This window comes from Microbacterium jejuense, from assembly GCF_039544225.1.
Classification (GTDB): Bacteria; Actinomycetota; Actinomycetes; order Actinomycetales; family Microbacteriaceae; genus Microbacterium; species Microbacterium jejuense.
The window spans coordinates 44,222-69,260 of record NZ_BAABLG010000012.1 but is presented as its reverse complement, the minus strand read 5'-3'; the positions used below and the strand labels follow the sequence as shown (position 1 = coordinate 69,260).

The window sequence follows — 25,039 nt, the reverse complement described above, 5'->3', positions numbered from 1 at the left end:
GGCCTTCGTGACCAAAGCGTTATGTAATGTTTATCGACAGTTCGCCTCAGTGCACGGAGTGCTGTCCGGACTGGCCTACCCTCTTAGTACGCGCCGGGGGGTGCGTAGAGAGTGATCACGAAGACACCGGGCCGTGAGGCAAGGATCGTCGTGAGGGGGTGGCACATGGCTTATTTCGGCGTTGACTCGGCGCTCGGCGCGACCGGTCAGGATGCCGCTGCCCCTGCCCGCCCCGACGGCACCGTCGTCCGCGGCCCCCACCCTTCCGCCCCGATCCCCGTGCAGGGGCCGGCGGTCGGCAGCAGCATCCGCGTGTCGCTGGGCGACGGCGGACCCGCGGTCTTCCCGCTGATCCTCGGCGGGGCCGAGTTCGGCTGGAACGTCGACCTCGAGTCCAGCCACGCGATCCTCGACGCGTACGTGGAGCTCGGCGGCAACGCCGTCCACACCTCCGACAGTTTCGCGAGCGGCCGCAGCGAGCACATCATCGGGCAGTGGCTGCATTCGCGCGGGCTGCGCGACGACATCGTGCTCGGGGTGCGCGTCGGCGGCCACGCCGACAACCCCGGGCTCGGACCGGTGAACCTGGTGCGCGCCGTCGAGGCCTCGCTCACGCGGCTGCGCACCGACCGCATCGACGTGCTCTACCTCGATGCCACGAACGACAGTGCGGCGGCGATCGAAGACACGCTGGCCACGGCGGAATGGCTCGTCGAGACCGGCAAGGCCCGCACGCTCGGTGCGATCGGCTACACCGCTGCGCAGCTCGTCGAGGCGCGCATCTTCGCGTCGGCAGGCTACCCGCGCATCACGGTGCTCGACGTTCCCTTCAACGTTCTGCGCCGCCACGAGTTCGACGCCGACCTGCGCCTCGTCGCCGGCGCGCAGGGCATGGCCGTGACGCCGTCGCATGCGCTCGAGCACGGGTTCCTCGCCGGGCGGCAGCGCTCCAAGCTGCGCGGTGCACTGTCGGTGCGCGGCGCCCAGCTCGCGGCGAACCTCAACCGCCGCGGCGGACGCACGCTGCGGGCCCTGGACGCCGTGGGGGCGGAGCTCGGCGTACCCGATGCCGCCGTCGCGGTCGCGTGGCTCCTCGCGCAGAAGCTGGTGACCGCGCCGATCGTCAACGCCTACGCGCCGGCACACGTCGAAGAGCTCGTGCAGGGCGTCGGCGTGCGGCTGAGCCGCGGCCAGCTGGCCGACATCGCCCGCGCGGCGGAGTGATCCGGCCCGTCGTCCGCGGGTTGTCCACAGCGCCGGGTGGCGGCATCCCTCTGCGTCGGAGGGTGACGTAGTGTGGAATGGTGCCCGCCGGGCGGGCACAACATCCCCTGGACCTCGATGGCGAAGTGAGCGGCGTGACGCACTACATCTATCTCGTGCGGCATGGCGAGCACCAGGATGCCGAGCACGGACTGGCTGACGGCCCTCTGTCGCCGCGCGGGCGACGCCAGGCGGCGCTGCTCGCCGATCGGCTGTCGGGGGTGCCGTTCGACGCCGTGTGGCATTCGCCGCTCGAGCGGGCGAGCCAGACGGCGCGTGCCGTCGCCGAGCGCATGCCGTCGTTGTCGCCCGAGCCTTCCTCGCTGCTGTTCGACTGCGTGCCGACCGGCATGACCGATGAGACGCCGGCGGCCTTCGAGCCGTTCTTCGGCTCGGTCACCGAGGCCGAGGTCGAGGCCGGGCGGGCGCAGATGTCCGACGCGACGAGCGAGTTCCTGGTCCGCAAGCGCGGCGAGGTGCACGAATTGCTGATCACGCACAACTTCGTGATCTCGTGGTTCGTGCGCGAAGTGCTGCAGACGCCCGAGTGGCGCTGGATGACGCTCAACCAGGCGCACTGCGGCCTGACCGTGATCGCTCAGAAGCAGGGGCGGCCCTGGACGCTGCTGTCGCACAACGACATGGCGCACCTGCCGGTCGAGCTGCGCACCGGCCTGCCCGAGCTGTACCCGGTCTGACGCCGGTCGCCGCTAGAGCGGCTTGCCGTACCAGCGCGATGCGTTGGGGTTGTCGTTGTAGGGCTCGATCGCGACGAATCCGGTGCGGGAGTACAGCGCGCCGGCGGCCTCGAGCGAGTGATGGGTGTCGAGCACCAGTTCCGCCGCGCCGAAGCCGCGGGCGCGCTCGACGAGGTCTTCGACGAGCAGACGGCCCCAGCCGCGCCCGCGCGTCTCGGGCCGCAGGTACAGGTGCTTGAGCTCGTAGCGCGTGCCGGCGGGGCCTGGAGCGATCAGCCGGATGCCGCCGCAGCCCATCGGCGTGCCCTCGTCGTCGTCCAGCACGACGAAGACGCCCGCGGGCGGGACGAACGCCGCCGGGTCGGGGAAGGTCGTGCGGTAGGCCACGCCCTGCTCGGCGAAGCCGACGGTGCGGGAGCGGAAGTACTCGTCGAGCAGCAGGTGCGCGTCGGGCGCGTCGGCGGGGGAGGAGCGCAGTGTCACCACGCATCCAGCGTAGGCGCTGCCGCGGCCCGCTCGGGCCCGGCCTCCCCAGGCCCCGCCTAGGATGGAGGCATGACGACACGCGTGGCCATCGTCGGCGGAACTGGAAAGCTCGGCGGCATCATCCGCGATGTCGTCGAGGCCGAACCGGACTTCGAGATCTCGGCCGTGCTCACCTCGCGCTCCGAGCTGTCGGACCTCGACGGCGCCGACCTCGTGGTCGACGCGTCCACCCCCGCGGTGTCGGTCGACGTCGTCCGCGCGGCGATCGAGCGCGGCGTCAACGTGCTGATCGGGACGTCCGGCTGGTCGGCCGAGCGCATCGCCCTGGTGCGTCCGCTCGTCGAGGCCGCGGGCACCGGCGCCGTCTTCATCCCGAACTTCTCGCTGGGCTCGGTGCTGGGCTCCGCGCTCGCGGCGGCCGGGGCCCCGTTCTTCCCGTCCATCGAGATCGTCGAGTCCCACCGCGAGACCAAGATCGATTCGCCCAGCGGCACGGCAGTGCGCACAGCCGAGCTCATCGCCGCCGCCCGCGAGGCGGTCGGCCCCGTCGAGTCGCCGCACGTCGACCAGCGTGCGCGCGGGCAGCAGGTCGCAAGCGTCCCCATCCACTCGCTGCGCCGTCCGGGCGTGGTGGCGCGGCAGGAGACGATCCTCTCGGGGGCGGGGGAGTCCCTCACGATCGTGCACGACACCGTGGAGCCTGCGCAGGCGTATGCCGCCGGCATCCGCCTCGCCCTGTCCGCCGCGCGCGACGCGAAGGGCGTCACGGTCGGCCTCGACAGCCTGATCGACATCGGCATCGGACGCCCCGCGCCGGCCGCCGACGAGGCGCCGGTCGACGAGGGCGGCGTTCCCGGCCAGGTGGCCCGTGCCACCGAGCCGTTCCCGACCGACCGATGAGCGCACGCATCGGCGTCGCCGTGGTGGCGGTGCTGCTGGCGCTCTACATCGTGCTGGTGGGGCAGCGCGCGTGGCTGCTGCTGCTCAGCGGCGACCCGATCGGCGTCGCCATGGGAGTGGCCCTGGTCGTGCTGCCGCTCATCGCCACCTGGGCGCTCGGCCGTGAGCTGTGGTTCGGCGTGCGGGCCGAGCAGCTCGGCCGGCGGCTTCAGGCCGAGGGCGGGCTCCCCGACGAGACGGTGTCGGTGCGTCCCAGCGGGCGGGTGATGCGGGAGGACGCGGATGCCGTCTTCCCGGCGTACCGGGCCGACGCCGAGGCGCACCCCGACGACTGGCGGGCGTGGTACCGGCTGGGCGTCGCGTACGACGCGGCGGGAGACCGCCGGCGTGCGCGCGAGGCCGTGCGGACCGCGATCCGCATGGAGAAGTCCGACCGCCCGGGCTGAAGAGTCAGGATCCCGCGGGCACGGCGGCTGCGACGGCAGCTTCGACGGTCGGGTGCGTGAACGAGAAGCCGGACCCCTCCAGCGCCGCCGGAACGACATGCGCGTCGGTCGTGAGCAGCGCCTCGGTCGCGTCGGGGCCGAGGACGAGCTTCATGCCCCACACCGGGGCGCGCAGCACGTAGGGGCGGTTCATGCGTACGGCGAGTGCGAAGCCGAGGTCGTTGGCGGTCGCGCGCGTCGGGCCCGAGAGGTTCACCGGCCCGGTCAGCCGCGCATCGATGACATGACGGATCGCGCGCACCTCGTCATCGAGCGAGATCCACGGCCAGACCTGGGTGCCGCGGCCGATCGGCCCCGAGACGCCGAACCGGGTGAGCAGCAACAGCGGCTTCAGCACGCCGTCGGCGTGGACGACCGGAGCTGTCCGCAGCAGCGTGACGGCGGCATCCGATCCGGCGCCCAGTGCGGCGCCCTCCCATTCGCCGCACAGGTCGGCGAGGAACGACTCGCCCCGCCGGGCGCTCTCGTCCAGCCGAGCACCGGGCACCGACCCGTAGTACCCGACCGCCGATGCCGACACGAGGTGCGGAGCGTCCGCGCCGAGCTCCCGCACGGCGCTGGCCAGAGCCCGCGTGGGCGTGATGCGCGACCAGAGCAGGGTGCTCTTGTACGCCGGCGTCCACGGGAACCGGCCGATGCTGGCGCCGTTCAGCCCCACGACGGCGCGGGCGCCGTGGAGCACCGCGGGATCGAGCGGCGCGTCCGACGTGAGCCACTCCACCTCATGCGGGGCCTCGGCCGGCCGGCGCACCAGCGTCGTGACCTCGACGCCGTCGCCGCGCAGGCTCTCGACGAGTGCGCGGCCGATGAGTCCCGATGCGCCGGCGACGACCACACGGTCGGCGCCGACGCGACGAGGGGAATCAGGCAAGCGTCGCCTCGAGGGTGATCTCGATGCCGGCGAGCGCCTGCGACACCGGGCAGCCGGCCTTCGCGCCCTGCGCGATGCGCTCGAAGTCCTCGGCAGACAGGCCCGGCACGACGGCGTTCACGTTGAGGTGGCTGCCCGTGATGCCGGTCCCCGGCTTGAACGTCACCGAAGCGGTCGTGTCCACCTGCTCGGGCGGCGTGCCGTTGTCGGCCAGCGCGTTCGAGAGAGCCATGTTGAAGCACGACGCGTGGGCGGCGGCGATCAGCTCTTCGGGCGTCGTGACCGTCGTCGAGCCCTCGCTGCGGGCCTTCCAGTTGACGGCGAAGGTGCCCGAGCCCGAAGACGCGAGGGTGACCTCGCCGGCGCCGTCGAACAGGCTGCCCTTCCAGGTGCTCTTGGCTTCGCTGGTGACGGTCATGAGGGCCTCCTCGCTCGTGGCGCGCCCGCGTTCGGGGCGTCTCGCGTCAGCCTAACCGCGAGGGATGCTGCGGCGCGACGGTCCGGCGCACCCGGGCGAGCCGCGCCCCGCGTCGGTCAGGCCGCGGCCGGACGAGCCCGGCCGACGATGCCGAGGCGCTGCAGCAGGAGGTACAGCTGGCAGCCCAGGCACAGGCCGAACACGGCGTTGAGGAACGCGGCGATGAAGGCCATCGCGGCGGCGATCGGCAGCGCCCACGGCACGCCGAACAGCTGCAGCACGAGGCCCACCACCGACACGAACAGCCCGACGCCCTGCGCGAACCGCGGTGGACGGGCGTCCTCCCACTCGGCGGGGGGAGCCAGTCGCGGCGCGACGGCGGTGCGGTACAGGACACTCCACGGCGCGGTGCGCGGCCAGGCCACGCCCCAGAGGAACAGGGCGGCGGCCAGGAGCAGCAGCAGGAAGGCGGGGTCGAGGATGCGCTGCTCGAGCGAGGCATACGTGATCGCCCACGGGCCGTCGTCGTAAGCGAGGTCCGACGGTGCCGACAGGAAGGAGCCGAAGCTCGGGACCTGCGCCGTCGACAGGCCGGTGAGCGCGAAGAACACCGTGATCAGAAGCAGTACCGACGTGATGGCTGCGCCGAACCGCGGCGCGCGGGGATCGACCTTGCCGCGAGGCGCGCGACCCTGGCCGGGGGCATCCGATCGCTCAGACATTCGCATCCTCGGCGATCAGGCGGTTGAGCTCGAGCTCGAGGACGTCGCGGCCGGGGGCGCCGCCGAAGCGGGTCTGCACGACGCCGTGCCGGTCCAGGACGAGGGTGGTGGGCGTCTGCAGCACGTGGAAGTGCCGGGCGATGTCGGGGCGGTGCGTCAGATCGACGTCGAGGTGGCGCACGCCTTCGTGGTCGTCGGCGATCGACGAGAGCACGCGGTGCACGCCAGGGCAGCGGGTGCACATCTCGGTGCTGAACTGGAGCAGGGTGGCGACCTCGCCCAGGCCGTCGGCGCCGAGCCGGTGCGGCTCGATCACCTCGTGCGCGATGTGGTGGCGGGGCCGGGCGCGGGTCGCCCGCCAGTTCACGAAGACGCCGAGGGCCGCGCTGCCCGCGAGAAGCAGGACGAGCGCGAGTACGGCACCGGCAAGGGTCACAGCAGATCAGGCTAAACCCTTTCGGCTGGGAGCGGCCCGGATCGCGGAATATGACGCGCGGCGCGTAACACGACGCGGCGGCGCGGGACGGCCCCGGGTGTCGGCGCCCGCGGGTATCGTGGCAGCCGTGACGACGCCGATCCCCACCCCCTACGAGGACCTGCTGCGCGACGTGCTCGACCACGGGACGCACAAGGACGACCGCACCGGAACGGGCACGACGAGCGCGTTCGGGCGGCAGATCCGGTTCGACCTGTCGCAGGGCTTCCCGCTCATCACCACCAAGCGTGTGCACTTCAAGTCCATCGCGTACGAGCTGCTGTGGTTCCTGCGCGGCGAGTCGAACGTGGCGTGGCTGCAAGAGAACGGCGTCACGATCTGGGACGAGTGGGCGGATGCCGCGGGCGAGCTCGGTCCGGTCTACGGCGTGCAGTGGCGCTCGTGGCCGACCCCGTCGGGCGAGAGCATCGACCAGATCTCGCAGGTCGTCGACCAGATCCGGTCGAACCCCGACTCGCGACGGCTCATCGTGTCGGCGTGGAACCCGGCAGACATCCCCGACATGGCGCTGGCCCCGTGTCACGCGCTGTTCCAGTTCTACGTCGCCGACGGCAAGCTGTCGTGCCAGCTCTACCAGCGCAGTGCCGATCTCTTCCTCGGCGTCCCCTTCAACATCGCCTCGTACGCGCTGCTGACCCTGATGGTCGCGCAGCAGACCGGGCTCGAGCCGGGCGACTTCGTGTGGACCGGCGGCGACTGCCACATCTACGACAACCACGTCGAACAGGTGCGCGAGCAGCTCACCCGCGACCCCTTCCCGTATCCGACGCTGCGGTTCGCCCGCATGCCCGACTCGATCTTCGACTACCGGTACGAGGACTTCGTCGTCGAGGACTACCAGCACCACCCCGCGATCCGCGCCGCGGTCGCGGTATGACCTCGCGCATCGGCCTGATCTGGGCCGAGGCGCATGACGGGATCATCGGCGCCGCCGGCGGCATGCCGTGGCACGTGCCCGAGGATCTCGCCCATTTCAAGGCGGTCACCTTGGGTGCACCGGTGGTGATGGGCCGCCGCACGTGGGAGTCGTTCCCGGCACGGTTCCGCCCCCTGCCCGGCCGTCGCAACATCGTGGTCACCCGTCAGTCGGACTGGGCGGATGCCGGCGCCGAGCGCGTCGCGTCCCTCGAAGCCGCGCTGGCGCTGGCCGGCGCGGACGACCCGGAGTGGATCTGGGTGATCGGCGGCGGCCAGCTCTACGGCGAGTCGATGATGTTCGCCGACCGGCTGGAGGTGACAGAGCTCGACCTCGACGTCGCGGGCGACACCCGCGCGCCGGATCGCTCGGGCTGGATCCCGGCTCCCGACGGGCAGGGGGAGTGGCAGACCTCGGCCGCCGGCATCCGCTATCGGTTCCTCTCCCTCATGCGGGCGGCGGCGGCGTCGCAATAGGCTGACGCGCATGAGCAAGACGGCACTGATCACCGGCGCGAGTTCAGGACTCGGCGCGGAGTACGCGCGGCAGCTGGCGGCCCTGGGTGCCGACCTCGTGCTCGTCGCACGCGACCGCGGCGCGCTCGACGAGCTCGCGGGCCGACTGCGCAGGACGTACGGCGTGCAGGTCGAGGTGCTCCCTGCCGACCTCGTCAAGCGGCGGCAGCGCGACAAGGTCGTGACGCGCGTCGCCGACGCCCAGCGGCCGATCGAGATGCTCGTCAACAACGCCGGGTTCGGGCTTCCGCTCGCGTTCGAGAGCAACGACATCGAGGACGAAGTCCGGCATCTGCAGCTGCATGTCGAGGTCCCGATGCGGCTGACGCACGCCGCACTGGGAGCGATGCTGGCACGCGGGCACGGCCGGATCATCAACGTGGCCTCGGTCGCGGCCTTCATCCCGCGGTCGACCTATGGCGCGTGCAAGGGCTGGCTGGTGAGCTTCAGCCGCTGGGCGAACGGCCGATACCGGTCGCGTGGCGTGACAGTGACGGCGGTGTGCCCCGGCTACACGCACACGAGCTTCCACGAGCGCATGGGCCTGGGCCCCGGCGAAGAGGGCGTGCCCGACGTCATGTGGCTGCAGGCGCGCGACGTCGTGGCCGAGTCGCTGCGCGACGTGGCACGCGGCACCGCGGTGTCGATCCCGTCGCTGCGCTACAAGGCGCTCGTCACGCTGGCGCGCTTCGCCCCGCCGTCGCTCGCCGCGCGCATCGGCGAACGCGGCCGCTGACCGGCGTACGGAGGTCCGGCCGTACGCGCCGGGCGCGGCATCCCGATAACCTGAAGTCATGACGCATACGGGCAACCCTTTCGGACAGGTTCTCGTCGCGCTCGTCACCCCGATGACGGCCGACGGCGAAGTCGACTGGCCCGGTGTCGAGAAGCACATCGACGACGTCATCACCGCGGGGGCCGACGGCATCGTCGTCACCGGCACCACGGGTGAGACGTCGACCCTCACCGACGCGGAGAAGCTCCGCCTGGTCGAGGTGGGAAAGGATGTCTCGGCCGGACGGGCGAAGATCATCACGGGCGGCGGCTCCAACGAGACCGCGCACGCGATCGAGCTCTACAAGGCCAGCGAGAAGGCGGGCGCCGACGGCATCATGATCGTCACGCCGTACTACAACAAGCCCACCCAGGCCGGCATCCTGACGCATTTCCGGCTCGTCGCCGATGCCACCGACCTGCCGGTCATCCTGTACGACATCCCGGGCCGCACCGGCGTCCCGATCAAGTACGAGACGATCCTGCGCCTGGCCAAGCACCCCAACATCCTCGCGATCAAGGACGCCAAGGGTGACTTCAGCGAGGTCAGCCGCGTGCTCAACCAGACCGACCTGATGTACTTCTCGGGCGACGACTCGAACGTGCTGCCGCACCTCGCGATCGGCGCGACCGGTCTGATCGGCGTGACGGCGAACGTCGCGGCCCAGCCGTACCGCGTGATCGTGGATGCCGTCAACCGCGGCGATCTGGCAGCGGCGACCGCCGAGCACAAGCGCCTCGAGCCTCTCGTGCGCGCGCTCATGACCCACGTGCCCGGCACGGTCTCGACGAAGTACGTCCTGCACGGCCTGGGCCGGATCGGAAGCCCCCGCGTCCGCCTGCCGCTGGTCGGCCCGGAGGAGTGGGAGGCCGCGATGATCGAGGACGAACTGGCGCTGGTCACCGACGTGCCCGGCGCGGACTTCTCGAACTTCCGCCCCGACCGCAACGCCGCCGCCGGCGGCGCACTGCCGAAGGTCTCGGGCACCACGAGATGACGGATCCTGCTGTCGCAGACGCGACGGCAGGACAGATGAACGGATGCCGCGGCATCCGGAGGAGGCCTCACGATGCCCACCACCCTGTACGACCCGCCTGAGCTCGACGCGGGCACCCTCCGGATCGTCCCGCTCGGCGGCCTCGGCGAGGTCGGCCGCAACATGACCGTCTTCGAGTACGGCGGCAAGCTGCTCGTCGTCGACTGCGGAGTGCTGTTCCCCGAGGAGCACCAGCCGGGTGTCGACCTGATCCTGCCGGACTTCGAGCCCATCAAGCAGCGGCTCGACGACATCGTCGGCGTCGTGCTCACCCACGGCCACGAGGATCACATCGGCGCGGTGCCGTACCTGCTCAAGCTCAAGGGCGACATCCCGCTCATCGGGTCGGGGCTGACCCTCGCGCTCGTCGAGGCGAAGCTCAAAGAGCACCGCATCAAGCCGTTCACGCTGACCGTCGCCGAGGGGCAGCGCGAGAACCTCGGTCCGTTCGATCTGGAGTTCGTCGCGGTCAACCACTCCATCCCGGACGCCCTCGCCGTCGCGATCCGCACGCCCGCGGGCATGGTGCTCGCGACGGGCGACTTCAAGATGGACCAGCTGCCGCTGGACGGCCGCATCACCGACCTGCGCTCGTTCGCGCGGCTCGGCGAAGAGGGCGTGGACCTGTTCCTCGTGGACTCGACGAACGCCGACGTCCCCGGCTTCACGCCCACCGAGCGCTCGATCGGCCCGGTGCTCGACCAGGTCATCGGCAAGGCGCCCCGCCGTGTCGTGGTGGCGAGCTTCTCCAGTCATGTCCATCGCGTCCAGCAGGTGCTGGATGCCGCAGCCGCCCATGGCCGTCGTGTCGCGTTCCTCGGCCGCAGCATGGTGCGCAACATGACGATCGCCGAGGACCTCGGCTATCTCAAGGTGCCCGAGGGCGTGCTGATCGACTACAAGAAGGCGCGCGACCTCCCCGACGACCAGATCGTCTACATGTCGACGGGCTCGCAGGGCGAGCCGATGGCGGTGCTCAGCCGAATGGCGAACCTCGACCATGCGATCGAGCCGGGACCGGGCGACACGGTGATCCTCGCCTCGAGTCTCATCCCGGGCAACGAGAACGCGGTCTACCGCGTGATCGACGGCCTGACGAAGCTCGGCGCGAACGTCGTGCACAAGGGCAACGCGAAGGTGCACGTGTCGGGTCACGCCGCCGCGGGTGAGCTGCTGTACTGCTACAACATCCTGAAGCCGCGCAACGTGCTGCCGGTGCACGGCGAGTACCGCCACCTGATGGCCAACGCGCGTCTGGCGCAGGACACCGGGATGCCCGCGGAGCGGACGCTGCTGGCCGAGAACGGCACCGTCATCGATCTGCGCGACGGCGTCGCCGAGGTCGTCGGCCAGCTCGACCTCGGCTTCGTGTACGTCGACGGGTCGACCGTCGGCGAGATCACCGACGCCGACCTCAAGGACCGCCGCATCCTCGGCGAGGAGGGCTTCATCTCGGTCATCGTCGTCGTCGACGCGACGACCGGCAAGATCATCTCGGGGCCTGAGGTGCATGCGCGTGGCTTCGCCGAGGACGACTCCGTGTTCGAGGACGTCAAGCCGAAGATCGCTGCGGCGCTCGCCGAGGCGGCCCAGTCGGGCGTCCGCGACTCGCACGCCCTGTCGCAGGTGGTGCGCCGCACGATCGGCCGCTGGGTGAACCAGTCGCTGCGCCGCCGGCCGATGATCGTGCCGCTGGTGATCGAGGCGTAGCGAGATCACTCGACGGCGCAGTGTCGAGGCGTGGCCGCGTCACGTCGTTCGCCGGCGGCGCCCGCGGCGGAGGGCCGCCGCGAGGCCGGCGAACGCCAGCACCGCGAGTGGCGCGCACACGAGCAGGATGGGTGCCGGGTGCACCGACCAGATCAGTGCGCCGATCGAGGCGAGGGCGAGCGTCGCTCCCGCCGTGCCGAGCGTCGTGGGCAGGAAGCGCACGCGCGTTCCCTCGCGCATCCCGCTGAGGATGAACCCGGCGAGCACCACCAGTGCTGAGAACATCGCGATGAACCCGATCGTGGCGAGGGCGACGCCGAGGACGGCGGGACCGTCGTACCCGCCGGCGCGGCCGGGGATGTAGACCTCGCCGCCAGGCTCGGTGTACAGCGCCCACCAGCTCACGACGGCGCGGTAGCCGAAGATCGCCGTTCCGAGCAGTGCGCCGACGAGGTAGAGCACGAAGATCCCGCGGGGCACTTCGTTGCGCCTGCGCAGCGACTCCCGGTGGGCGGCGTCGTCTGGCTGGTCGGTCACCGCTCCATCCTGCCCGACCACGGCGGGGCGCCTCCCGCTGGGTGGGCCGCCGACCTCGTCATCCGGCCGTAACACACGCACCGTACGATCGGCGTCGTGGCGTCTTCGTTCCGCATCAGGCCGGCCGTCGGGGCCGACGGCTCGTTCCTGGGCGACATGGTCGTCGAGGCGGCGAACTGGCGGCAGGGCGGGGCGCGGCCGCGGCACGAGATCATCGGGGGAGACGACCACCGTCGCTACGTGGCCGGCTGGATGCGGCCGGGGGATTCCGGGTTCGTCGCCGAGGATGCGGTCGGCGGGCCGGTCGGCGCGGCGTGGTACCGCATGCTGCCGCGCACCGACCCTGGCTTCGGCTACGTCGGCACGGGCGTGCCCGAGCTCATCATCGGCGTGCGACCGGTGTGGCGGGCGCACGGCGTGGGCCGCGCGCTGCTGCAGCAGCTGTGCGACCGGGCGCGCGCGGAAGGTTTCGCACGCCTCAGCCTGAGCGTGGAGCGCGGCAACTTCGCCGCGATCCTGTACCGCAGCGAGGGGTTCGCGGTGGTGCGCAGCGGCGTGGGCCGCGACACGATGGTCAAGCGCCTGCGCTGAGGTCTGCGGCGGCGTGGTTCCGCGGAAATGTCGGCGACCCGGCCTACCGTGGGGGGATGGCCAGGAGCAGCAGCCCGACCAAGGGGTCGCGCGCGTCTTCGAACGCGTCGTCGAGCAGTCGCTCGACGACGTCGTCGAGCGTGCGGAAGCCGGCGGCGGCCAAGCCCGCCCCGGCGCCGAAGCGCTACGTGGGCGAACCAGACCGGCCGCCCGTCATCGTGCGGGCCTGGATGGGTCTCGCCCACGCCACCGGCGGCCTGTTCCGCGCCTTCGGGCCCGAGGCGCTCGAGAAGGAGCAGCGGCGCGATGGCTTCCCGTTCTTCCTCGTCCTGCTGGCGATCGCCGGTGCGGTCAACGAGTGGTTCTTCATCGGCAACGAGGTCGCCAAGACGATCAGCGCCTACTCGGTGGGTGCTCTGCTCGGGCGTGAGGCGTTCGTGCTGCCGGTCCTGCTGCTCATCCTGGCGGGCTGGATGTTCCGGCATCCCTCGTCCGTGCATGACAACGGACGCGTCGGCATCGGCTTCGGCCTGCTGATCGTCACGATCGCCGCGTTCTGCCACGTCGCGGGCGGGCGACCGCAGCCGAGCGAGGGACTGCCTGCGCTCAGCCAGGCCGGCGGGCTCTTCGGCTGGATGCTCGGGGAGCCGCTCGCCTTCGTGCTCACGGATGTGGGCGCGTACATCGCGCTGTCACTGCTGGCCGTGCTCAGCATCCTGATCATCACCAAGACGCCGCCGAACCGCATCGGCCGTCGCCTCGGCGAGCTCTACCGCTGGATGTTCGGCGCCGAACCGCGTGAAGAGAAGCCGGTGGATGCCGCGGCCGCCGCATCGGCGGACGACGATGGCGATCCGTCCCTGCCGTTCTGGCGCCGCAACAAGACCGGACGCGAGAAGGATCCCGAGGGGGGTGTGGGCTCGCAGGACCTCACCGAGCTGCTGCCGGCGGGCTCGTCGCAGGGCGGCTTCGACCAGGCCATGGCCCCGGCCGTGACCCCGCCGTCCGCGCCGGCGACCGATGCGCTGACCGAGGTGATCGACCCGGCCGTGCTGTCGGCGGCCAAGGCGGCGACGTCGTCCCGCACGTCGCTGCGCGACGATGCCGAGGTCATCGAGGACGACGGGCTGCTGCCCGGTCTCGACGGCATCGGCACCGCGCCGGCATCGGGCGCCCCCGCTGCGCCGTACCGCCTGCCGTCCGTCAACGCACTGGCTGCCGGCTCGCCCCACGTCGCCCGCTCGCAGGCCAACGACGACACCGTGCGCGCCATCACGAGCGTGCTCGAGCAGTTCTCGGTCGACGCGCGCGTGACCGGCTTCTCGCGCGGCCCGACGGTGACGCAGTACGAGATCGAGCTCGGCCCGGGCGTGAAGGTCGAGCGCATCACGGCGCTCACGAACAACATCGCGTACGCGGTCGCCTCGAACGAGGTCCGGATCCTGGCGCCCATCCCCGGTAAGAGCGCGATCGGCGTCGAGATCCCGAACACCGACCGCGAGATCGTGACCCTCGGCGACGTGCTGCGGTCGCAGACGGCGACGAGCCAGACGCACCCCATGACGATCGGCGTCGGCAAGGACGTGGGCGGCGGGTACGTCGTCGCGAACCTCGCGAAGATGCCCCACCTGCTCGTGGCCGGCTCCACCGGCTCGGGCAAGTCGAGCTTCGTGAACTCGATGATCACGAGCCTCCTGATGCGCGCCAAGCCCGCGGACGTCCGCATGGTGCTGATCGACCCGAAGCGCGTCGAGCTCACGTCGTACGCCGGCGTGCCGCACCTCATCACGCCCATCATCACGAACCCCAAGAAAGCCGCCGAGGCGCTCCAGTGGGTCGTGAAAGAGATGGACATGCGGTACGACGACCTCGCGTCGTTCGGCTTCCGCCACATCGACGACTTCAACAAGGCCGTCGTCGCGGGCGAGATCACGCTGCCCCCGGGCAGCGAGCGCATGCTCAAGCCCTACCCGTATCTGCTGGTGGTGGTCGACGAGCTCGCCGATCTCATGATGGTCGCCCCGCGCGACGTCGAGGACTCGATCGTTCGAATCACGCAGCTCGCCCGCGCGTCGGGCATCCACCTCGTCCTGGCGACCCAGCGGCCGTCGGTGGACGTGGTGACCGGTCTGATCAAGGCCAACGTGCCCTCGCGACTCGCGTTCGCGGTGACGAGCGTCACGGATTCGCGCGTCATCCTGGACCAGCCGGGCGCCGACCGCCTGATCGGGCAGGGCGACGGCCTGTTCCTGCCGATGGGCGCCTCCAAGGCGCTGCGCGTGCAGGGCGCCTGGGTCAGCGAGAAAGAGATCGAGCAGGTCGTCAAGCACGTCACGCACCAGGCGCGGCCGGAGTACCGCGCCGATGTGGCGGCGGTGGCCGAGAAGAAAGAGATCGACGCCGACATCGGCGACGACCTCGATCTGCTGCTGGCGGCCGCCGAGCAGATCATCTCGACGCAGTTCGGCTCGACCTCGATGCTGCAGCGCAAGCTGCGGGTCGGGTTCGCGAAGGCCGGCCGCCTCATGGACCTCCTGGAGTCCCGCGAGATCGTCGGCCCGTCCGAGGGCTCCAAGGCCCGCGACGTCCTGGTGTCGCCCGATCAGCTGCCCGCGGTGCTCGCGCGCCTGCGCGGCGAGGACGTGCCCGCCACGGCGCCCGCGGCCGCCGCAGCCGATCAGTACGGTCAGGATGCCGTGGCGTCGCAGTTCGACGGCATCCCGGTGGTCGACGGCGACGAGGGCTCCGAGGATGCCTGGGGCCTCACCGGCCGCGACTGACCGGCACCGACAGACCGATACCGACGGATAGGCTCGGCCCATGGCGATCCCGCGGCAGCTGCCGAACACGATCACGATCGTGCGCATCCTGTGCGCGCCGGTCTTCCTCTGGCTGCTGCTGGCGGACGCGGGCGCGGACGGTGCGTTGCGCTGGTGGGCGGCCGCGCTGTTCATCGTCGCGATCGCGACGGACGGCATCGACGGCTACCTCGCGCGCAAGCACGAGATCGTCACCGATCTCGGCAAGCTGCTCGACCCGATCGCCGACAAGGTGCTCACCGGCTTCGCCTTCATCGGGCTGTCGATCCTCGCCGAGCTGCCGTGGTGGGTCACGATCATCGTGCTGATCCGCGAGATCGGCATCACCGTGTACCGGTTCATGGTGGTCAGCGACCACGTGCTCGCTGCTGCGTGGATGGGCAAGCTCAAGACCGTGGCCCAGGCCGTGGCGCTGTCGCTCGCACTGCTGCCGCTGTGGACGGTCGTGGGGGACTGGATCTTCTGGGTCAACGGCGTGACGATGACGATCGCCGTGATCCTCACGATCGCGAGCGGCATCGACTACGTCGTGAGCGAGGTGCGCGCGGCCCGCGCGAAGCGGTCATCGTCATGACGGTCGCAGCCGCCGTGCTCCGGGCACTCGACGGTCGGGGGTGGTCGATCGCCGCGGCCGAGTCGCTCACCGGCGGCAGGGTCACCGCGACGCTTGTGGACGTGCCGGGCGCATCCGCCCACGTGCGCGGCGGGATCGTCGCCTACGCCACCGACCTCAAGGCGACGGTGCTGGGCGTCGATGCCGCGCTCCTCGCCGAGCGGGGTCCGGTCGATGCCGACGTGGCGATCGCCATGGCCGAAGGGGCGCGCCGCGCGCTCGGCGCGGATGTGGGCCTCGCGACGACCGGCGTGGCGGGTCCCGACCCGCAGGACGACAAGCCGGTCGGGACGGTTCACATCGCCGTCGTGACGCCCGAGGCGTCCCGGACGGAGGAGCTGGCGCTGGCGGGCACGCGCGATCAGATCCGCACCGAGACCGTGCGGCGCGTGCTCGGGCTCGCGCTCGACCTGCTGTGAGGCATCCGTTCGTCTTCATCGACGTCGGGAACAGACGGTGTTTCGTCTCGGTTACATTCGGTGATTCCCACCCATTGCCCAGTTCACGGGATTAGATTGACATCATCCGGTGCTGTACTGTTGGCCACCCGGACGACGGTGGAATCAGAAGTGAGGAGGGGCCCTGATGATCCTGGTACGTCAAGAGATCGGCGAAGTGCTTCGTGATCTCCGCCAGCAGAAGGGGCGGACCCTCCGCCAGGTCGCGAGCCGCGCGAGCGTCGCTCTCGGCTATCTGAGCGAGGTGGAACGCGGTCAGAAAGAGGCTTCGAGCGAGATCCTCGCGTCGGTGGCCGAAGCGCTCGACGTCCCGATCTCGATGATCATGCGTGAGGTCGGCGACCGCATCTCGGTGCTCGAGGGCCTGCAGACCTTCCCCGACGTCGTCCCCGACGACCTGGTCGCCTCGGTCGACGCCGAACTGTCGCTGCGCTGAGCCGCCTCGTCGGACCGAGCCCGGGAGCCGTCTACCCCTATGCGTCGCAGTGAGTTCCACCGTGCCGTGGCGGACGAGTTCGGCGCGCGCGCCGATTCCGTCGTCACCGATCTGATCCTCTCGGACGTGGGCGGCCGCACCGCCTCGGACGCCATCGCCGCGGGCGTCGATCCGCGTGAGGTGTGGCTCGCGCTGTGCGCGGAGCTGGACGTGCCGGTCGAGCGCCGCTACGGCGTGGGACGCCTCGAGCCCCGCCGCCGCTGAGCCGGTGATCGGCGCGCCGACGCGCGGCGTGTCGTCGAATATCTGTTCGAGATCCGCGTAGTGTCCTCCACAGAAGGTGTCGAGGACGTGTTTTCCACGTGACGGGGCCGGGCGAAGGCCGATGTCGGAACCCACCCCTAGCGTGATCCACGTCGAACGACACCACACGCCTTGTCGCAGCATCCCTCCCACCCGGGGCGGAACGCGACAGCCTACAGGCGACGGAACGCAAGCAGAAGGAGCACGTCATGCCCTCACCCGCAGACCGCGAGAAGGCCCTCGAATCGGCCCTCGCCCAGATCGACCGGCAGTTCGGCAAGGGCTCGGTGATGCGCCTCGGCAGCGACGAGCGCGCTCCCGTCGAGGTCGTCCCCACCGGCTCGATCGCCCTCGACGTCGCACTCGGCATCGGCGGGCTCCCGCGTGGCCGCATCATCGAGATCTACGGCCCGGAGTCGTCGGGTAAGACGACGCTGACCCTGCACGCGATCGCCAACGCGCAGCGCGCGGGCGGCATCGCCGCGTTCATCGACGCCGAGCACGCGCTCGACCCCGATTACGCCCAGAAGCTCGGCGTCGACATCGACGCGCTGCTCGTGTCGCAGCCCGACACGGGTGAGCAGGCGCTCGAGATCGCCGACATGCTGGTGCGCTCCGGCGCGATCGACCTGATCGTGATCGACTCCGTCGCGGCGCTCGTGCCGAAAGCCGAGATCGAGGGCGAGATGGGCGACTCCCATGTGGGTCTGCAGGCGCGCCTCATGTCGCAGGCGCTCCGCAAGCTCACGGGTGGCCTCAACCAGACCAACACCACGATGATCTTTATCAACCAGCTGCGCGAGAAGATCGGCGTGTTCTTCGGTTCACCCGAGACCACCGCAGGTGGCAAGGCGCTGAAGTTCTATGCGTCGGTGCGTCTCGACATCCGCCGGATCGAGACCCTCAAGGACGGCTCCGACGCGGTGGGCAACCGCACGCGCGTCAAGGTCGTCAAGAACAAGATGGCCCCGCCGTTCAAGCAGGCCGAGTTCGACATCCTCTACGGCGTCGGCATCTCCCGCGAGGGCAGCCTGATCGACTTCGGTGTCGAGCACGGCATCGTCAAGAAGTCCGGTGCGTGGTACACCTACGACGGCGAGCAGCTCGGCCAGGGTAAAGAGAATGCCCGCAACTTCCTCCTCAAGAACGAGGACGTCGCGGCCGACATCGAGTCGAAGATCAAGGTCAAGCTCGGCATCGGCCAGCCCCGTGGTGCGGCTGCTGAGGGAACGACCGCCGACGAGCTTGCCGCCCGCCGCCCGGCCTGATGCCTCGCTTCGAGGACGGGGGCGAGCGGGACTCGCTCGCCCCCGTCATCCCTCTGTTCGGCGGACCGGCGCCTGAGACGCCGTCGGCGGACGCTGCAGGGTCCCTGGCGGAGCCGGCCTGGAACGCTACTTGGGCCGAGGACGTGGACTCGGCCGATGACGACGACCGCTACGACTTCGGTGGCCGAGACGGCGACGACACGGCCCAGCTGCAAGCCCCGAGTGCGTCGTTGGCCGCGGCCGACGCGCGGGATCAGGCCGAGAAGAGCCTGCTGAAGAAACTGCGCGCGCGTTCGCTGTCGGTGCGTGAGGCCCGTGCGGTGCTCCGCGAGCACGACCTCGACGACGAGACGAGCGACGAGCTCATCTCTTCGTTCGAGCGTCTCGGGTACCTCGACGATGCCAAGCTCGCCGAGCAGCTGGTCCACTCCGGATCCGACCGCAAGGGGCAGGGGCGAAAGGCGATCGCGCAGACGTTGGCCAAGCGCGGTGTCGCGCGCGACATCGCCGATGCCGCCCTGGACGAACTGCCCGACGACGACTTCGAGCGCGCGCTGGAGTTCTCGCGCTCGAAGGCCGGTTCGATGCGCGGACTCGATCGCGACGTGGCCCTCCGGCGACTGTCCGGTCAGCTCGCCCGTCGGGGATACGGCGGTCCGGTGGCGATGAACGCGGCGCGTCAGGCGCTGGAAGAGCTGAGCCGGCCGGTTGGTCGCGTCCGCTTCGAATGAGACCGGGACGACCGCTGCGGCATGCATCGACACACGGTGCGGCGCGGGTTCTCGCGCCGCTAAGGTGAGCGGATGCTCACGAAGTTCGTGCTCGATGACGAGCAGCTCGCCGGTATCGTCGCGCCCGTCGGGCGGCTGGCCTCCGCCGAGGCGCTGTCGGGCGGCATGTTCGCCACCGCCTACCGGGTGGAGTTCGAGGACGGCCGCCGCGCGGTCGCCAAGATCGTCGGAGCCGACACGTCGCGCCTCTATCGCTACGAGCTCGGTCTGCTCGGCACCGAGGCGCTGACCTACCGCATGCTCAGCGGCAGCGGTGTGCCCGTGCCGCGGGTCCTCCACACCGACTTCACCAGGTCGGTCGTCGATGCCGACGTCGTCGTCGCCGAGCACCTGCCGGGCGTCCCATGGCTCGACCTTCAGCTGGACGAGGCGCAGAACGCTGTCGTGCGGCGGGGGCTGGGCGCCGTCATGGCCGATCTGCATCGGGTCGACGCGCCGACCTTCGGCTACCCGGCCGCCGACGCCGCGCTGTCGGGAGCCACCTGGCGCGACGCGTTCGGCGCGATGATGCACGCCGTGCTCGTCGACGCCGAGCGCTGGGGCGTCGCGCTCCCTGCGACCCGCGTGCGCGCGGCGGTCGCGGCGCACGGCGCAGCGCTGGACGCCGTCACGCATCCCGTCGTCGTGCACACGGACCTCTGGGCGGGCAACATCTTCGTCGACCCCGAGACGCTCGACATCGTCGGCATCATCGACACCGAACGGACGCTCTGGGGCGACCCGCTGCACGAGCTCGCCGGCGCCGACCAGCTCGGACACGGCGAACCCGACGCCGACCTGCTCGCCGGCAACGCGGCGGCCGGCGGCATCCTCGCGGCCGAAGTCGACTCGCCCACCGGGCGTGCGCGTCTGCAGCTGTCGCGGCTGTACTTCTCGCTCATCCTCTCCAGCGAGCCTGTGGTCCGTGGCTACGAGGGCGAATGGGTGGCCGGCTACGAGCAGACCGCACGCGACAACATCGAGCGCGCGCTGGTATGGCTGGAGCAGGCCGCCGCGGGCTGATGGGGCGGCGGGCGGCATCCATCGATCCAGACTCTCGCACAGTCGCGGCTCGTAGAATGGCGGGATCATGTCTTCCCCTTCCGCATCACCGACTCTCATCGCGCCGTCGGACGCGTCGCTCGACGCCGACGGCCGCGCCCGCACCTATGAGGTGCGCACGTTCGGCTGCCAGATGAACGTGCACGACTCCGAGCGGCTCTCGGGCTCCCTCGAGAGCGCCGGCTACGTGCGCGCCGACGCCGGCGAAGAGGCCGACGTCGTCGTCATCAACACGTGCGCCGTGCGCGACAACGCCGCCGGCAAGCTGTATGGCACGCTCGGCCACCTGAAGTCCCGCAAAGACAAGCACGAGGGCATGCAGATCGCCGTCGGCGGCTGCCTCGCGCAGATGGACAAGGACGTCGTTCAGCAGAAGGCGCCCTGGGTCGACGTCGTGTTCGGCACGCACAACATGGGATCGCTGCCGAGCCTGCTCGAGCGTGCGCGGCACAACGGCGAGGCCGAGCTCGAGATCCTCGAGTCGCTCGAGATCTTCCCGTCGACGCTGCCGACCAAGCGCGACAGCGTCTACAGCGGCTGGGTGTCGATCTCGGTCGGCTGCAACAACACCTGCACGTTCTGCATCGTGCCGAGCCTGCGCGGCAAGGAGAAGGACCGCCGTCCCGGCGACATCCTCAACGAGATCCGGCTGCTGGTCGACGACGGCGCCATGGAGGTCACCCTCCTCGGCCAGAACGTCAACTCGTACGGCGTCGAGTTCGGCGACCGCCAGGCGTTCGGCAAGCTGCTGCGTGCCGCGGGCGAGATCGACGGCCTCGAGCGGATCCGGTTCACGAGCCCGCACCCGGCCGCGTTCACCGACGACGTCATCGACGCGATGGCGGAGACGGACGCCCTCATGCCGCAGCTGCACATGCCGCTGCAGTCCGGCAGCGACCGGATCCTCAAGGCGATGCGCCGTTCGTACCGCAGCGAGAGGTTCCTCGGCATCCTCGACCGCGTGCGCGCCAAGATGCCCGACGCCGCCATCTCGACCGACATCATCGTCGGCTTCCCGGGTGAGACCGACGAGGACTTCGAAGACACCATGCGCGTCGTCGAGCAGGCGCGGTTCGCGAGCGCGTTCACGTTCCAGTACTCGATCCGCGAGGGCACTCCTGCGGCGACCATGGCCGACCAGGTGCCGAAAGAGGTCGTGCAGGAGCGATACGAGCGCCTCATCGCCCTGCAGGAGCGCATCTCGCTCGAAGAGAACCAGAAGCAGGTCGGCCGCGAGGTGCGGGTGCTCGTGTCGACCGGCGAGGGCAAGAAGGACGCCGAGACGCATCGCCTCACCGGCCGTGCCGAAGACAACCGGCTCGTGCACTTCGAGGTTCCGGACGGCTCCGAGACTCCGCGCCCCGGTGACGTCGTGTCGGTCGTCGTGACGCACGCCGCGCCGTTCCACCTCCTCGCGGACTCGCCGGACGGCGCGCCGCTGCGCATCCGCCGGACGCGTTCGGGCGACGCGTGGGATCGGTCGCAGGCCGAGTCGTGCGCCGTGCCCGCACCCGCGAGCGCCGACGGCGCCCCGCGCGCGGTGTCGCTCGGGCTTCCGACGCTGCGCATCGGCGTCTGATCCGGCGGTGACCGTCCCCGGGCCGACCCCGCACGGCGGCGATGCGCCGACGCTGTGGGCCGTCGTCGGTGCCACCGGCACCGGCAAGACGTCGCTGTCGCTCGACCTCGCCGAGGCGCTCGCCGCCCGCGGGCGCCCGGCCGAGATCGTCAACGCCGATGCGATGCAGCTGTACCGCGGCATGGACATCGGTACGGCGAAGCTTCCGGTCGGCGAGCGGCGCGGCATCCCGCATCATCTCTTCGACGCGCTCGAGGTGACCGACGAGGCTGCGGTGGCCTGGTATCAGGATGCCGCCCGCACCGCCGTGCGCGGCATCCACTCCCGCGGTGCGGACGCGATCCTCGTCGGCGGCTCGGGACTGTACGTGTCGAGCGTGCTGTTCGACTTCCGCTTCCCGCCGCGCGACGAGGCGGTGCGCGCACGCCTGGAGGCAGAGCTCGACCGGTCCGGTCCGGGAGCGCTGTTCGCGCGGCTGCGCGAGCTCGACCCGGCCACCGCCGAGAAGGTCGACCCCCGCAACGGCCGCCGCATCGTGCGGGCTCTCGAGGTGCTCGAGCTCGGGGAGCGCACGCACGGCGCGGCCCTTCCCGAAGCGCCGGTGGAGTGGCATCCCGACACGCGCATCATCGCGGTCGGCGTGCCCCGCGACGAGCTCGTTACCCGGCTCGACGCGCGGGTCGAGGCGATGTGGCGCGACGGGATCCTCGACGAGGTGCAGGCGCTGCGCGGCCGGGGGCTCGAAGACGGCGTCACCGCTCGGCGCGCCATCGGCTACGCGCAGGCGCTGGCCCAGCTCGCGGGCGACCTGACCCAGGACGAGGCGATCGCCGAGACGCAGGCGCTCACCCGCCGCTACGCGCGACGCCAGGTGTCGTGGTTCAAGAGATATGACGCCGCGCGGTGGGTGGCCCCGGGAGCGGATGCCGGCGGCCTGGCAGACTCGGGGACATGACCCCCGAGATCCGTGCGTTCGCACTCCCCGATACCGAGGCCGTCGTGTCGCTCTGGCAGGCGGCCGGGCTCACGCGCCCGTGGAACAACCCGTACCAGGACATCAACCGCAAGCTGAGCGTGCAGCCGGAGCTGTTCCTCGTCGCGGTCGACGGCGGGGCGATCGTCGGTTCGGTGATGGCCGGCTACGACGGCCACCGCGGCTGGCTCTACTACCTGGCGAGTGCGCCGCACCGCCGTGGCGAGGGGATCGGGCGGCTCCTCATCGAGCGGGCCGAGGAGCTGCTGCTCGACATGGGTTGCCCGAAGGTCCAGCTGATGGTGCGGCCGGACAACGGCATCGCCCGCGGGTTCTACGACGAGCTCGGCTACGAGGCGTTCGACGTCTGGGCCACCGGCAAGCGCCTGATCGCGGACTGACCCGGGAGCGGGGGCCGTCCGGCCCGCCCGTAGACTGGGACGATGCCGCAGACGATCGCGTTCACCAAGGGCCACGGCACCGGCAACGACTTCGTGATCGTCCCCGATCCCGACGGCGCCCTCGACCTCTCCGACGACCAGGTCGCCGTGCTGTGCGACCGGCGCTTCGGCATCGGCGGCGACGGCATCCTGCGCGTGGTGCGCGCGGCCTCGATCCCCGAGGGCGCACAGGCCGCGGCCGCAGGTGCCGAGTGGTTCATGGACTACCGCAACGCGGACGGGTCGAAGGCCGAGATGTGCGGCAACGGTGTGCGTGTCTTCGTGCGCTACCTCGTCGACGTCGGCTGGGTAGACCTCGAGGACGGCCCCCTCGCGGTCGGCACGCGCGCGGGCGTCAAGACCGTGACCCGCAGCGAGCGCGGGTACGAGGTGGACCTCGGCCCCTGGCGCGTGGACGAGTCCGAAGTGCTCGTGCGCACGCGCGGCGGCGGCGCGCCGCGACCCGGCGTCGGCATCGACGTCGGCAACCCCCACGTCGTCGTGGCGCTGCCCGAAGAGACCGAGCTGGAGGGCCTGGACCTCGCGGTGCAGCCGCTCCTCAGTCCCGAGCCGCCGCAGGGCGCCAACATCGAGTTCGTGGTGCCCAGCGACCCGCTCGTCCACGAGGGCGTCGGCTCCATTCGCATGCGCGTGTTCGAGCGCGGCGTCGGCGAGACGCTGAGCTGCGGTACCGGCGTCGCGGCGGCGGCCCTCGCGGTGCGTCACTGGGCCGGCCCCGCCGCGCCCGACCGGTGGGTCGTCGACGTCCCCGGCGGAACGCTGGGCGTGAGGATGCCCGAGGTCGAAGGGGAGCGGCACGTGCTGCTCTCGGGCCCGGCCACGCTCGTCTACACCGGCGAGGTCACGCTGGCATGATCCCTCGCCCCGGGCGCTGTCACAGCGCCCGGCTCAGTCCGCGAGGGACTCCAGAAGCGTCGCCGACGGCGCGAAGAACGCCGCACCCGTGAGCGGCGTCGAGAAGTCGAGCAGCCGGTCGTGCAGACCGGGCGGGTCGCCGATGAACATGCGTTCCAGCATCCGCTCGATCACCCACTGGCGTCGCGCGTAGCCGATGAAGTAGGTGCCGAACTCGCCGCGTCCGGGGAAGCCGAAAGGCATGTTGTCGCGCAGGATGTCGTGCTCCCCGCCCGCGTCGTCCACGATCGTGGCGAGTGTCTTGTGCGACTTCTGCGCCGCGGGTCCGGCGTCGTCGAGCTCGATCCCGTCGGGCTTGGTGCGACCGATGATCGCCTCCTGCTGCTCGGCCGTGAGCGCCGCCCACCGCTCCAGCGGATGCACGTACTTCTGCACGACGACGTAGCTCCCGCCGGCGAACGCCGGGTCCTCGGAGCCCACGAGCGTCGACTCGGGCAGCGCCTGGCCCACCGGGTTCGCGGTGCCGTCGACGAAGCCGAGCAGGTCGCGGGCGTCGAAGTACCGGAAGCCCTCCGTCTCGTCGGCGACGTCGACCGCATCGCCGAGCAGTCCCACGAGCTGGCGTTCGAGCTCGAAGCACAGGTCGCGCCGATCGGCGCGGATGTGGAACAGCAGGTCGCCGGGTGTGCTAATCGCGGTGTGGGTCGCGCCCGCGATCGCGCGGAACCCGTGCAGTTCTCGCGGCAGATCGGCGCCGATCACCTTCGGCCAGAGGGCGGCGCCGATGCCGACCGTGCACGAGAGCGAGGCGCCGAGATCGCGGAACGCCACGTTCTTGGTGACGTCGGCGAGGTCGCCGAGCACGCCGCGCACGACGGCGACCGCTTCAGGGGTGTCGCGGACCGTGAGCACGAGGAACACGGCGGAGCGGGTGAGAGGCGCGTCGACGCGCTGCGGCTCGATGGGGACTCGTCGATCGTCCGACACGCTCGGCTCCTGGGA

29 protein-coding genes are annotated in these 25,039 nt (G+C 71.0%); 22 read left to right on the top strand and 7 right to left on the bottom strand.

The features are described from left to right. The first annotated feature begins 165 nt into the window (after window positions 1–165). Together ABEA46_RS17770 and ABEA46_RS17765 are read left to right on the top strand one after the other, a co-directional pair. Complete coding sequence (locus ABEA46_RS17770) at window positions 166–1,224, top strand: aldo/keto reductase (RefSeq protein WP_345546413.1); 1,059 nt, start codon at window positions 166–168, stop codon at window positions 1,222–1,224. Window positions 1,225–1,358: 134 nt separating this feature from the next. After that, entirely contained in the window at window positions 1,359–1,961 is a 603-nt protein-coding gene (locus ABEA46_RS17765; RefSeq protein WP_345546412.1) for a histidine phosphatase family protein, read from the top strand. Between the two features lie 12 nt (window positions 1,962–1,973). On the opposite strand, the gene ABEA46_RS17760 is transcribed toward ABEA46_RS17765, so the two are convergent. Beyond that, window positions 1,974–2,447, bottom strand: a complete 474-nt coding sequence (locus ABEA46_RS17760) for a GNAT family N-acetyltransferase (RefSeq protein WP_345546410.1) — start codon at window positions 2,445–2,447, stop codon at window positions 1,974–1,976. 69 nt (window positions 2,448–2,516) lie between these two features. Here ABEA46_RS17760 and dapB point away from each other — a divergent pair, with 69 nt between their 5' ends. Both dapB and ABEA46_RS17750 read left to right on the top strand, forming a co-directional pair. Then, complete coding sequence (dapB, locus tag ABEA46_RS17755; RefSeq protein WP_345546408.1) at window positions 2,517–3,347, top strand: 4-hydroxy-tetrahydrodipicolinate reductase; 831 nt, start codon at window positions 2,517–2,519, stop codon at window positions 3,345–3,347. Further along, on the top strand, window positions 3,344–3,793 hold the full coding sequence (locus ABEA46_RS17750) for a tetratricopeptide repeat protein (RefSeq protein WP_345546406.1): 450 nt from the start codon (window positions 3,344–3,346) through the stop codon (window positions 3,791–3,793). The genes dapB and ABEA46_RS17750 overlap by 4 nt, the downstream gene beginning before the upstream one ends. Window positions 3,794–3,797: 4 nt before the next feature. On the opposite strand, the gene ABEA46_RS17745 is transcribed toward ABEA46_RS17750, so the two are convergent. From ABEA46_RS17745 to ABEA46_RS17730, 4 genes are all read right to left on the bottom strand, one after another. Next, window positions 3,798–4,724 (bottom strand): TIGR01777 family oxidoreductase, encoded by a 927-nt coding sequence (locus tag ABEA46_RS17745; RefSeq protein WP_345546404.1) that lies wholly within the window; start codon window positions 4,722–4,724, stop codon window positions 3,798–3,800. Continuing rightward, window positions 4,717–5,142: an OsmC family peroxiredoxin gene (locus tag ABEA46_RS17740; protein WP_345546402.1), complete on the bottom strand. Its 426-nt coding sequence runs from the start codon at window positions 5,140–5,142 to the stop codon at window positions 4,717–4,719. Before ABEA46_RS17740 ends, ABEA46_RS17745 begins: the two co-directional genes overlap by 8 nt. A gap of 116 nt (window positions 5,143–5,258) precedes the next feature. After that, on the bottom strand, window positions 5,259–5,864 hold the full coding sequence (locus ABEA46_RS17735) for a DUF4395 domain-containing protein (protein WP_345546400.1): 606 nt from the start codon (window positions 5,862–5,864) through the stop codon (window positions 5,259–5,261). Continuing rightward, window positions 5,857–6,300: a TlpA family protein disulfide reductase gene (locus ABEA46_RS17730; protein WP_345546398.1), complete on the bottom strand. Its 444-nt coding sequence runs from the start codon at window positions 6,298–6,300 to the stop codon at window positions 5,857–5,859. Before ABEA46_RS17730 ends, ABEA46_RS17735 begins: the two co-directional genes overlap by 8 nt. 127 nt (window positions 6,301–6,427) lie before the next feature. Between ABEA46_RS17730 and ABEA46_RS17725 the strand changes: the two genes are divergently transcribed. The 5 genes from ABEA46_RS17725 to ABEA46_RS17705 all read left to right on the top strand — a co-directional run bounded on the left by ABEA46_RS17725 (window position 6,428) and on the right by ABEA46_RS17705 (window position 11,312). After that, a complete protein-coding gene (locus ABEA46_RS17725; RefSeq protein ID WP_345546396.1) occupies window positions 6,428–7,237 on the top strand; it encodes a thymidylate synthase in 810 nt (269 codons plus the stop codon). Next, on the top strand, window positions 7,234–7,752 hold the full coding sequence (locus tag ABEA46_RS17720) for a dihydrofolate reductase (protein WP_345546394.1): 519 nt from the start codon (window positions 7,234–7,236) through the stop codon (window positions 7,750–7,752). Before ABEA46_RS17725 ends, ABEA46_RS17720 begins: the two co-directional genes overlap by 4 nt. Before the next feature lie 10 nt (window positions 7,753–7,762). Beyond that, window positions 7,763–8,527, top strand: a complete 765-nt coding sequence (locus ABEA46_RS17715) for an SDR family NAD(P)-dependent oxidoreductase (protein WP_345546392.1) — start codon at window positions 7,763–7,765, stop codon at window positions 8,525–8,527. A 58-nt stretch (window positions 8,528–8,585) separates the two neighbouring features. Continuing rightward, window positions 8,586–9,563: a 4-hydroxy-tetrahydrodipicolinate synthase gene (gene dapA, locus ABEA46_RS17710; protein WP_345546390.1), complete on the top strand. Its 978-nt coding sequence runs from the start codon at window positions 8,586–8,588 to the stop codon at window positions 9,561–9,563. 72 nt (window positions 9,564–9,635) lie between these two features. Continuing rightward, window positions 9,636–11,312, top strand: coding sequence for a ribonuclease J (locus ABEA46_RS17705; RefSeq protein ID WP_345546388.1), 1,677 nt, complete (start codon window positions 9,636–9,638; stop codon window positions 11,310–11,312). Between the two features lie 39 nt (window positions 11,313–11,351). On the opposite strand, the gene ABEA46_RS17700 is transcribed toward ABEA46_RS17705, so the two are convergent. Next, complete coding sequence (locus tag ABEA46_RS17700; RefSeq protein ID WP_345546386.1) at window positions 11,352–11,849, bottom strand: hypothetical protein; 498 nt, start codon at window positions 11,847–11,849, stop codon at window positions 11,352–11,354. Window positions 11,850–11,945: 96 nt separating this feature from the next. Here ABEA46_RS17700 and ABEA46_RS17695 point away from each other — a divergent pair, with 96 nt between their 5' ends. The 13 genes from ABEA46_RS17695 to dapF all read left to right on the top strand — a co-directional run bounded on the left by ABEA46_RS17695 (window position 11,946) and on the right by dapF (window position 24,037). After that, the gene (locus tag ABEA46_RS17695; protein WP_345546384.1) at window positions 11,946–12,440 is read left to right on the top strand and encodes a GNAT family N-acetyltransferase; all 495 of its coding nucleotides are present in this window, start codon (window positions 11,946–11,948) and stop codon (window positions 12,438–12,440) included. Window positions 12,441–12,496: 56 nt separating this feature from the next. Beyond that, window positions 12,497–15,220 (top strand): FtsK/SpoIIIE family DNA translocase, encoded by a 2,724-nt coding sequence (locus ABEA46_RS17690; RefSeq protein WP_345546383.1) that lies wholly within the window; start codon window positions 12,497–12,499, stop codon window positions 15,218–15,220. Window positions 15,221–15,260: 40 nt separating this feature from the next. Continuing rightward, window positions 15,261–15,833: a CDP-diacylglycerol--glycerol-3-phosphate 3-phosphatidyltransferase gene (gene pgsA / locus ABEA46_RS17685; RefSeq protein WP_345546382.1), complete on the top strand. Its 573-nt coding sequence runs from the start codon at window positions 15,261–15,263 to the stop codon at window positions 15,831–15,833. Further along, a complete protein-coding gene (locus ABEA46_RS17680) occupies window positions 15,830–16,291 on the top strand; it encodes a CinA family protein (protein ID WP_345546381.1) in 462 nt (153 codons plus the stop codon). The genes pgsA and ABEA46_RS17680 overlap by 4 nt, the downstream gene beginning before the upstream one ends. Window positions 16,292–16,457: 166 nt before the next feature. After that, on the top strand, window positions 16,458–16,766 hold the full coding sequence (locus ABEA46_RS17675; RefSeq protein ID WP_191173288.1) for a helix-turn-helix domain-containing protein: 309 nt from the start codon (window positions 16,458–16,460) through the stop codon (window positions 16,764–16,766). A gap of 39 nt (window positions 16,767–16,805) precedes the next feature. Further along, window positions 16,806–17,030, top strand: coding sequence for a DUF3046 domain-containing protein (locus tag ABEA46_RS17670; protein ID WP_345546379.1), 225 nt, complete (start codon window positions 16,806–16,808; stop codon window positions 17,028–17,030). 248 nt (window positions 17,031–17,278) lie between these two features. Then, on the top strand, window positions 17,279–18,337 hold the full coding sequence (gene recA, locus ABEA46_RS17665; protein ID WP_191173290.1) for a recombinase RecA: 1,059 nt from the start codon (window positions 17,279–17,281) through the stop codon (window positions 18,335–18,337). A gap of 143 nt (window positions 18,338–18,480) precedes the next feature. Next, complete coding sequence (locus ABEA46_RS17660) at window positions 18,481–19,068, top strand: regulatory protein RecX (RefSeq protein WP_345546376.1); 588 nt, start codon at window positions 18,481–18,483, stop codon at window positions 19,066–19,068. A gap of 72 nt (window positions 19,069–19,140) precedes the next feature. Beyond that, window positions 19,141–20,130, top strand: a complete 990-nt coding sequence (locus ABEA46_RS17655; RefSeq protein ID WP_345546375.1) for a phosphotransferase family protein — start codon at window positions 19,141–19,143, stop codon at window positions 20,128–20,130. A gap of 67 nt (window positions 20,131–20,197) precedes the next feature. Beyond that, window positions 20,198–21,748: a tRNA (N6-isopentenyl adenosine(37)-C2)-methylthiotransferase MiaB gene (gene miaB, locus ABEA46_RS17650; RefSeq protein ID WP_345546374.1), complete on the top strand. Its 1,551-nt coding sequence runs from the start codon at window positions 20,198–20,200 to the stop codon at window positions 21,746–21,748. Between the two features lie 7 nt (window positions 21,749–21,755). After that, on the top strand, window positions 21,756–22,703 hold the full coding sequence (miaA, locus tag ABEA46_RS17645) for a tRNA (adenosine(37)-N6)-dimethylallyltransferase MiaA (protein ID WP_345546373.1): 948 nt from the start codon (window positions 21,756–21,758) through the stop codon (window positions 22,701–22,703). Then, window positions 22,700–23,122, top strand: coding sequence for a GNAT family acetyltransferase (locus ABEA46_RS17640; RefSeq protein WP_345546372.1), 423 nt, complete (start codon window positions 22,700–22,702; stop codon window positions 23,120–23,122). Before miaA ends, ABEA46_RS17640 begins: the two co-directional genes overlap by 4 nt. A 42-nt stretch (window positions 23,123–23,164) precedes the next feature. Further along, window positions 23,165–24,037: a diaminopimelate epimerase gene (gene dapF, locus ABEA46_RS17635; protein ID WP_345546371.1), complete on the top strand. Its 873-nt coding sequence runs from the start codon at window positions 23,165–23,167 to the stop codon at window positions 24,035–24,037. A 33-nt stretch (window positions 24,038–24,070) separates the two neighbouring features. Here the strand turns inward: dapF and ABEA46_RS17630 are convergent, their stop codons facing one another. Further along, window positions 24,071–25,024, bottom strand: a complete 954-nt coding sequence (locus ABEA46_RS17630) for a Dyp-type peroxidase (protein WP_345546369.1) — start codon at window positions 25,022–25,024, stop codon at window positions 24,071–24,073. Window positions 25,025–25,039: the final 15 nt, after the last annotated feature.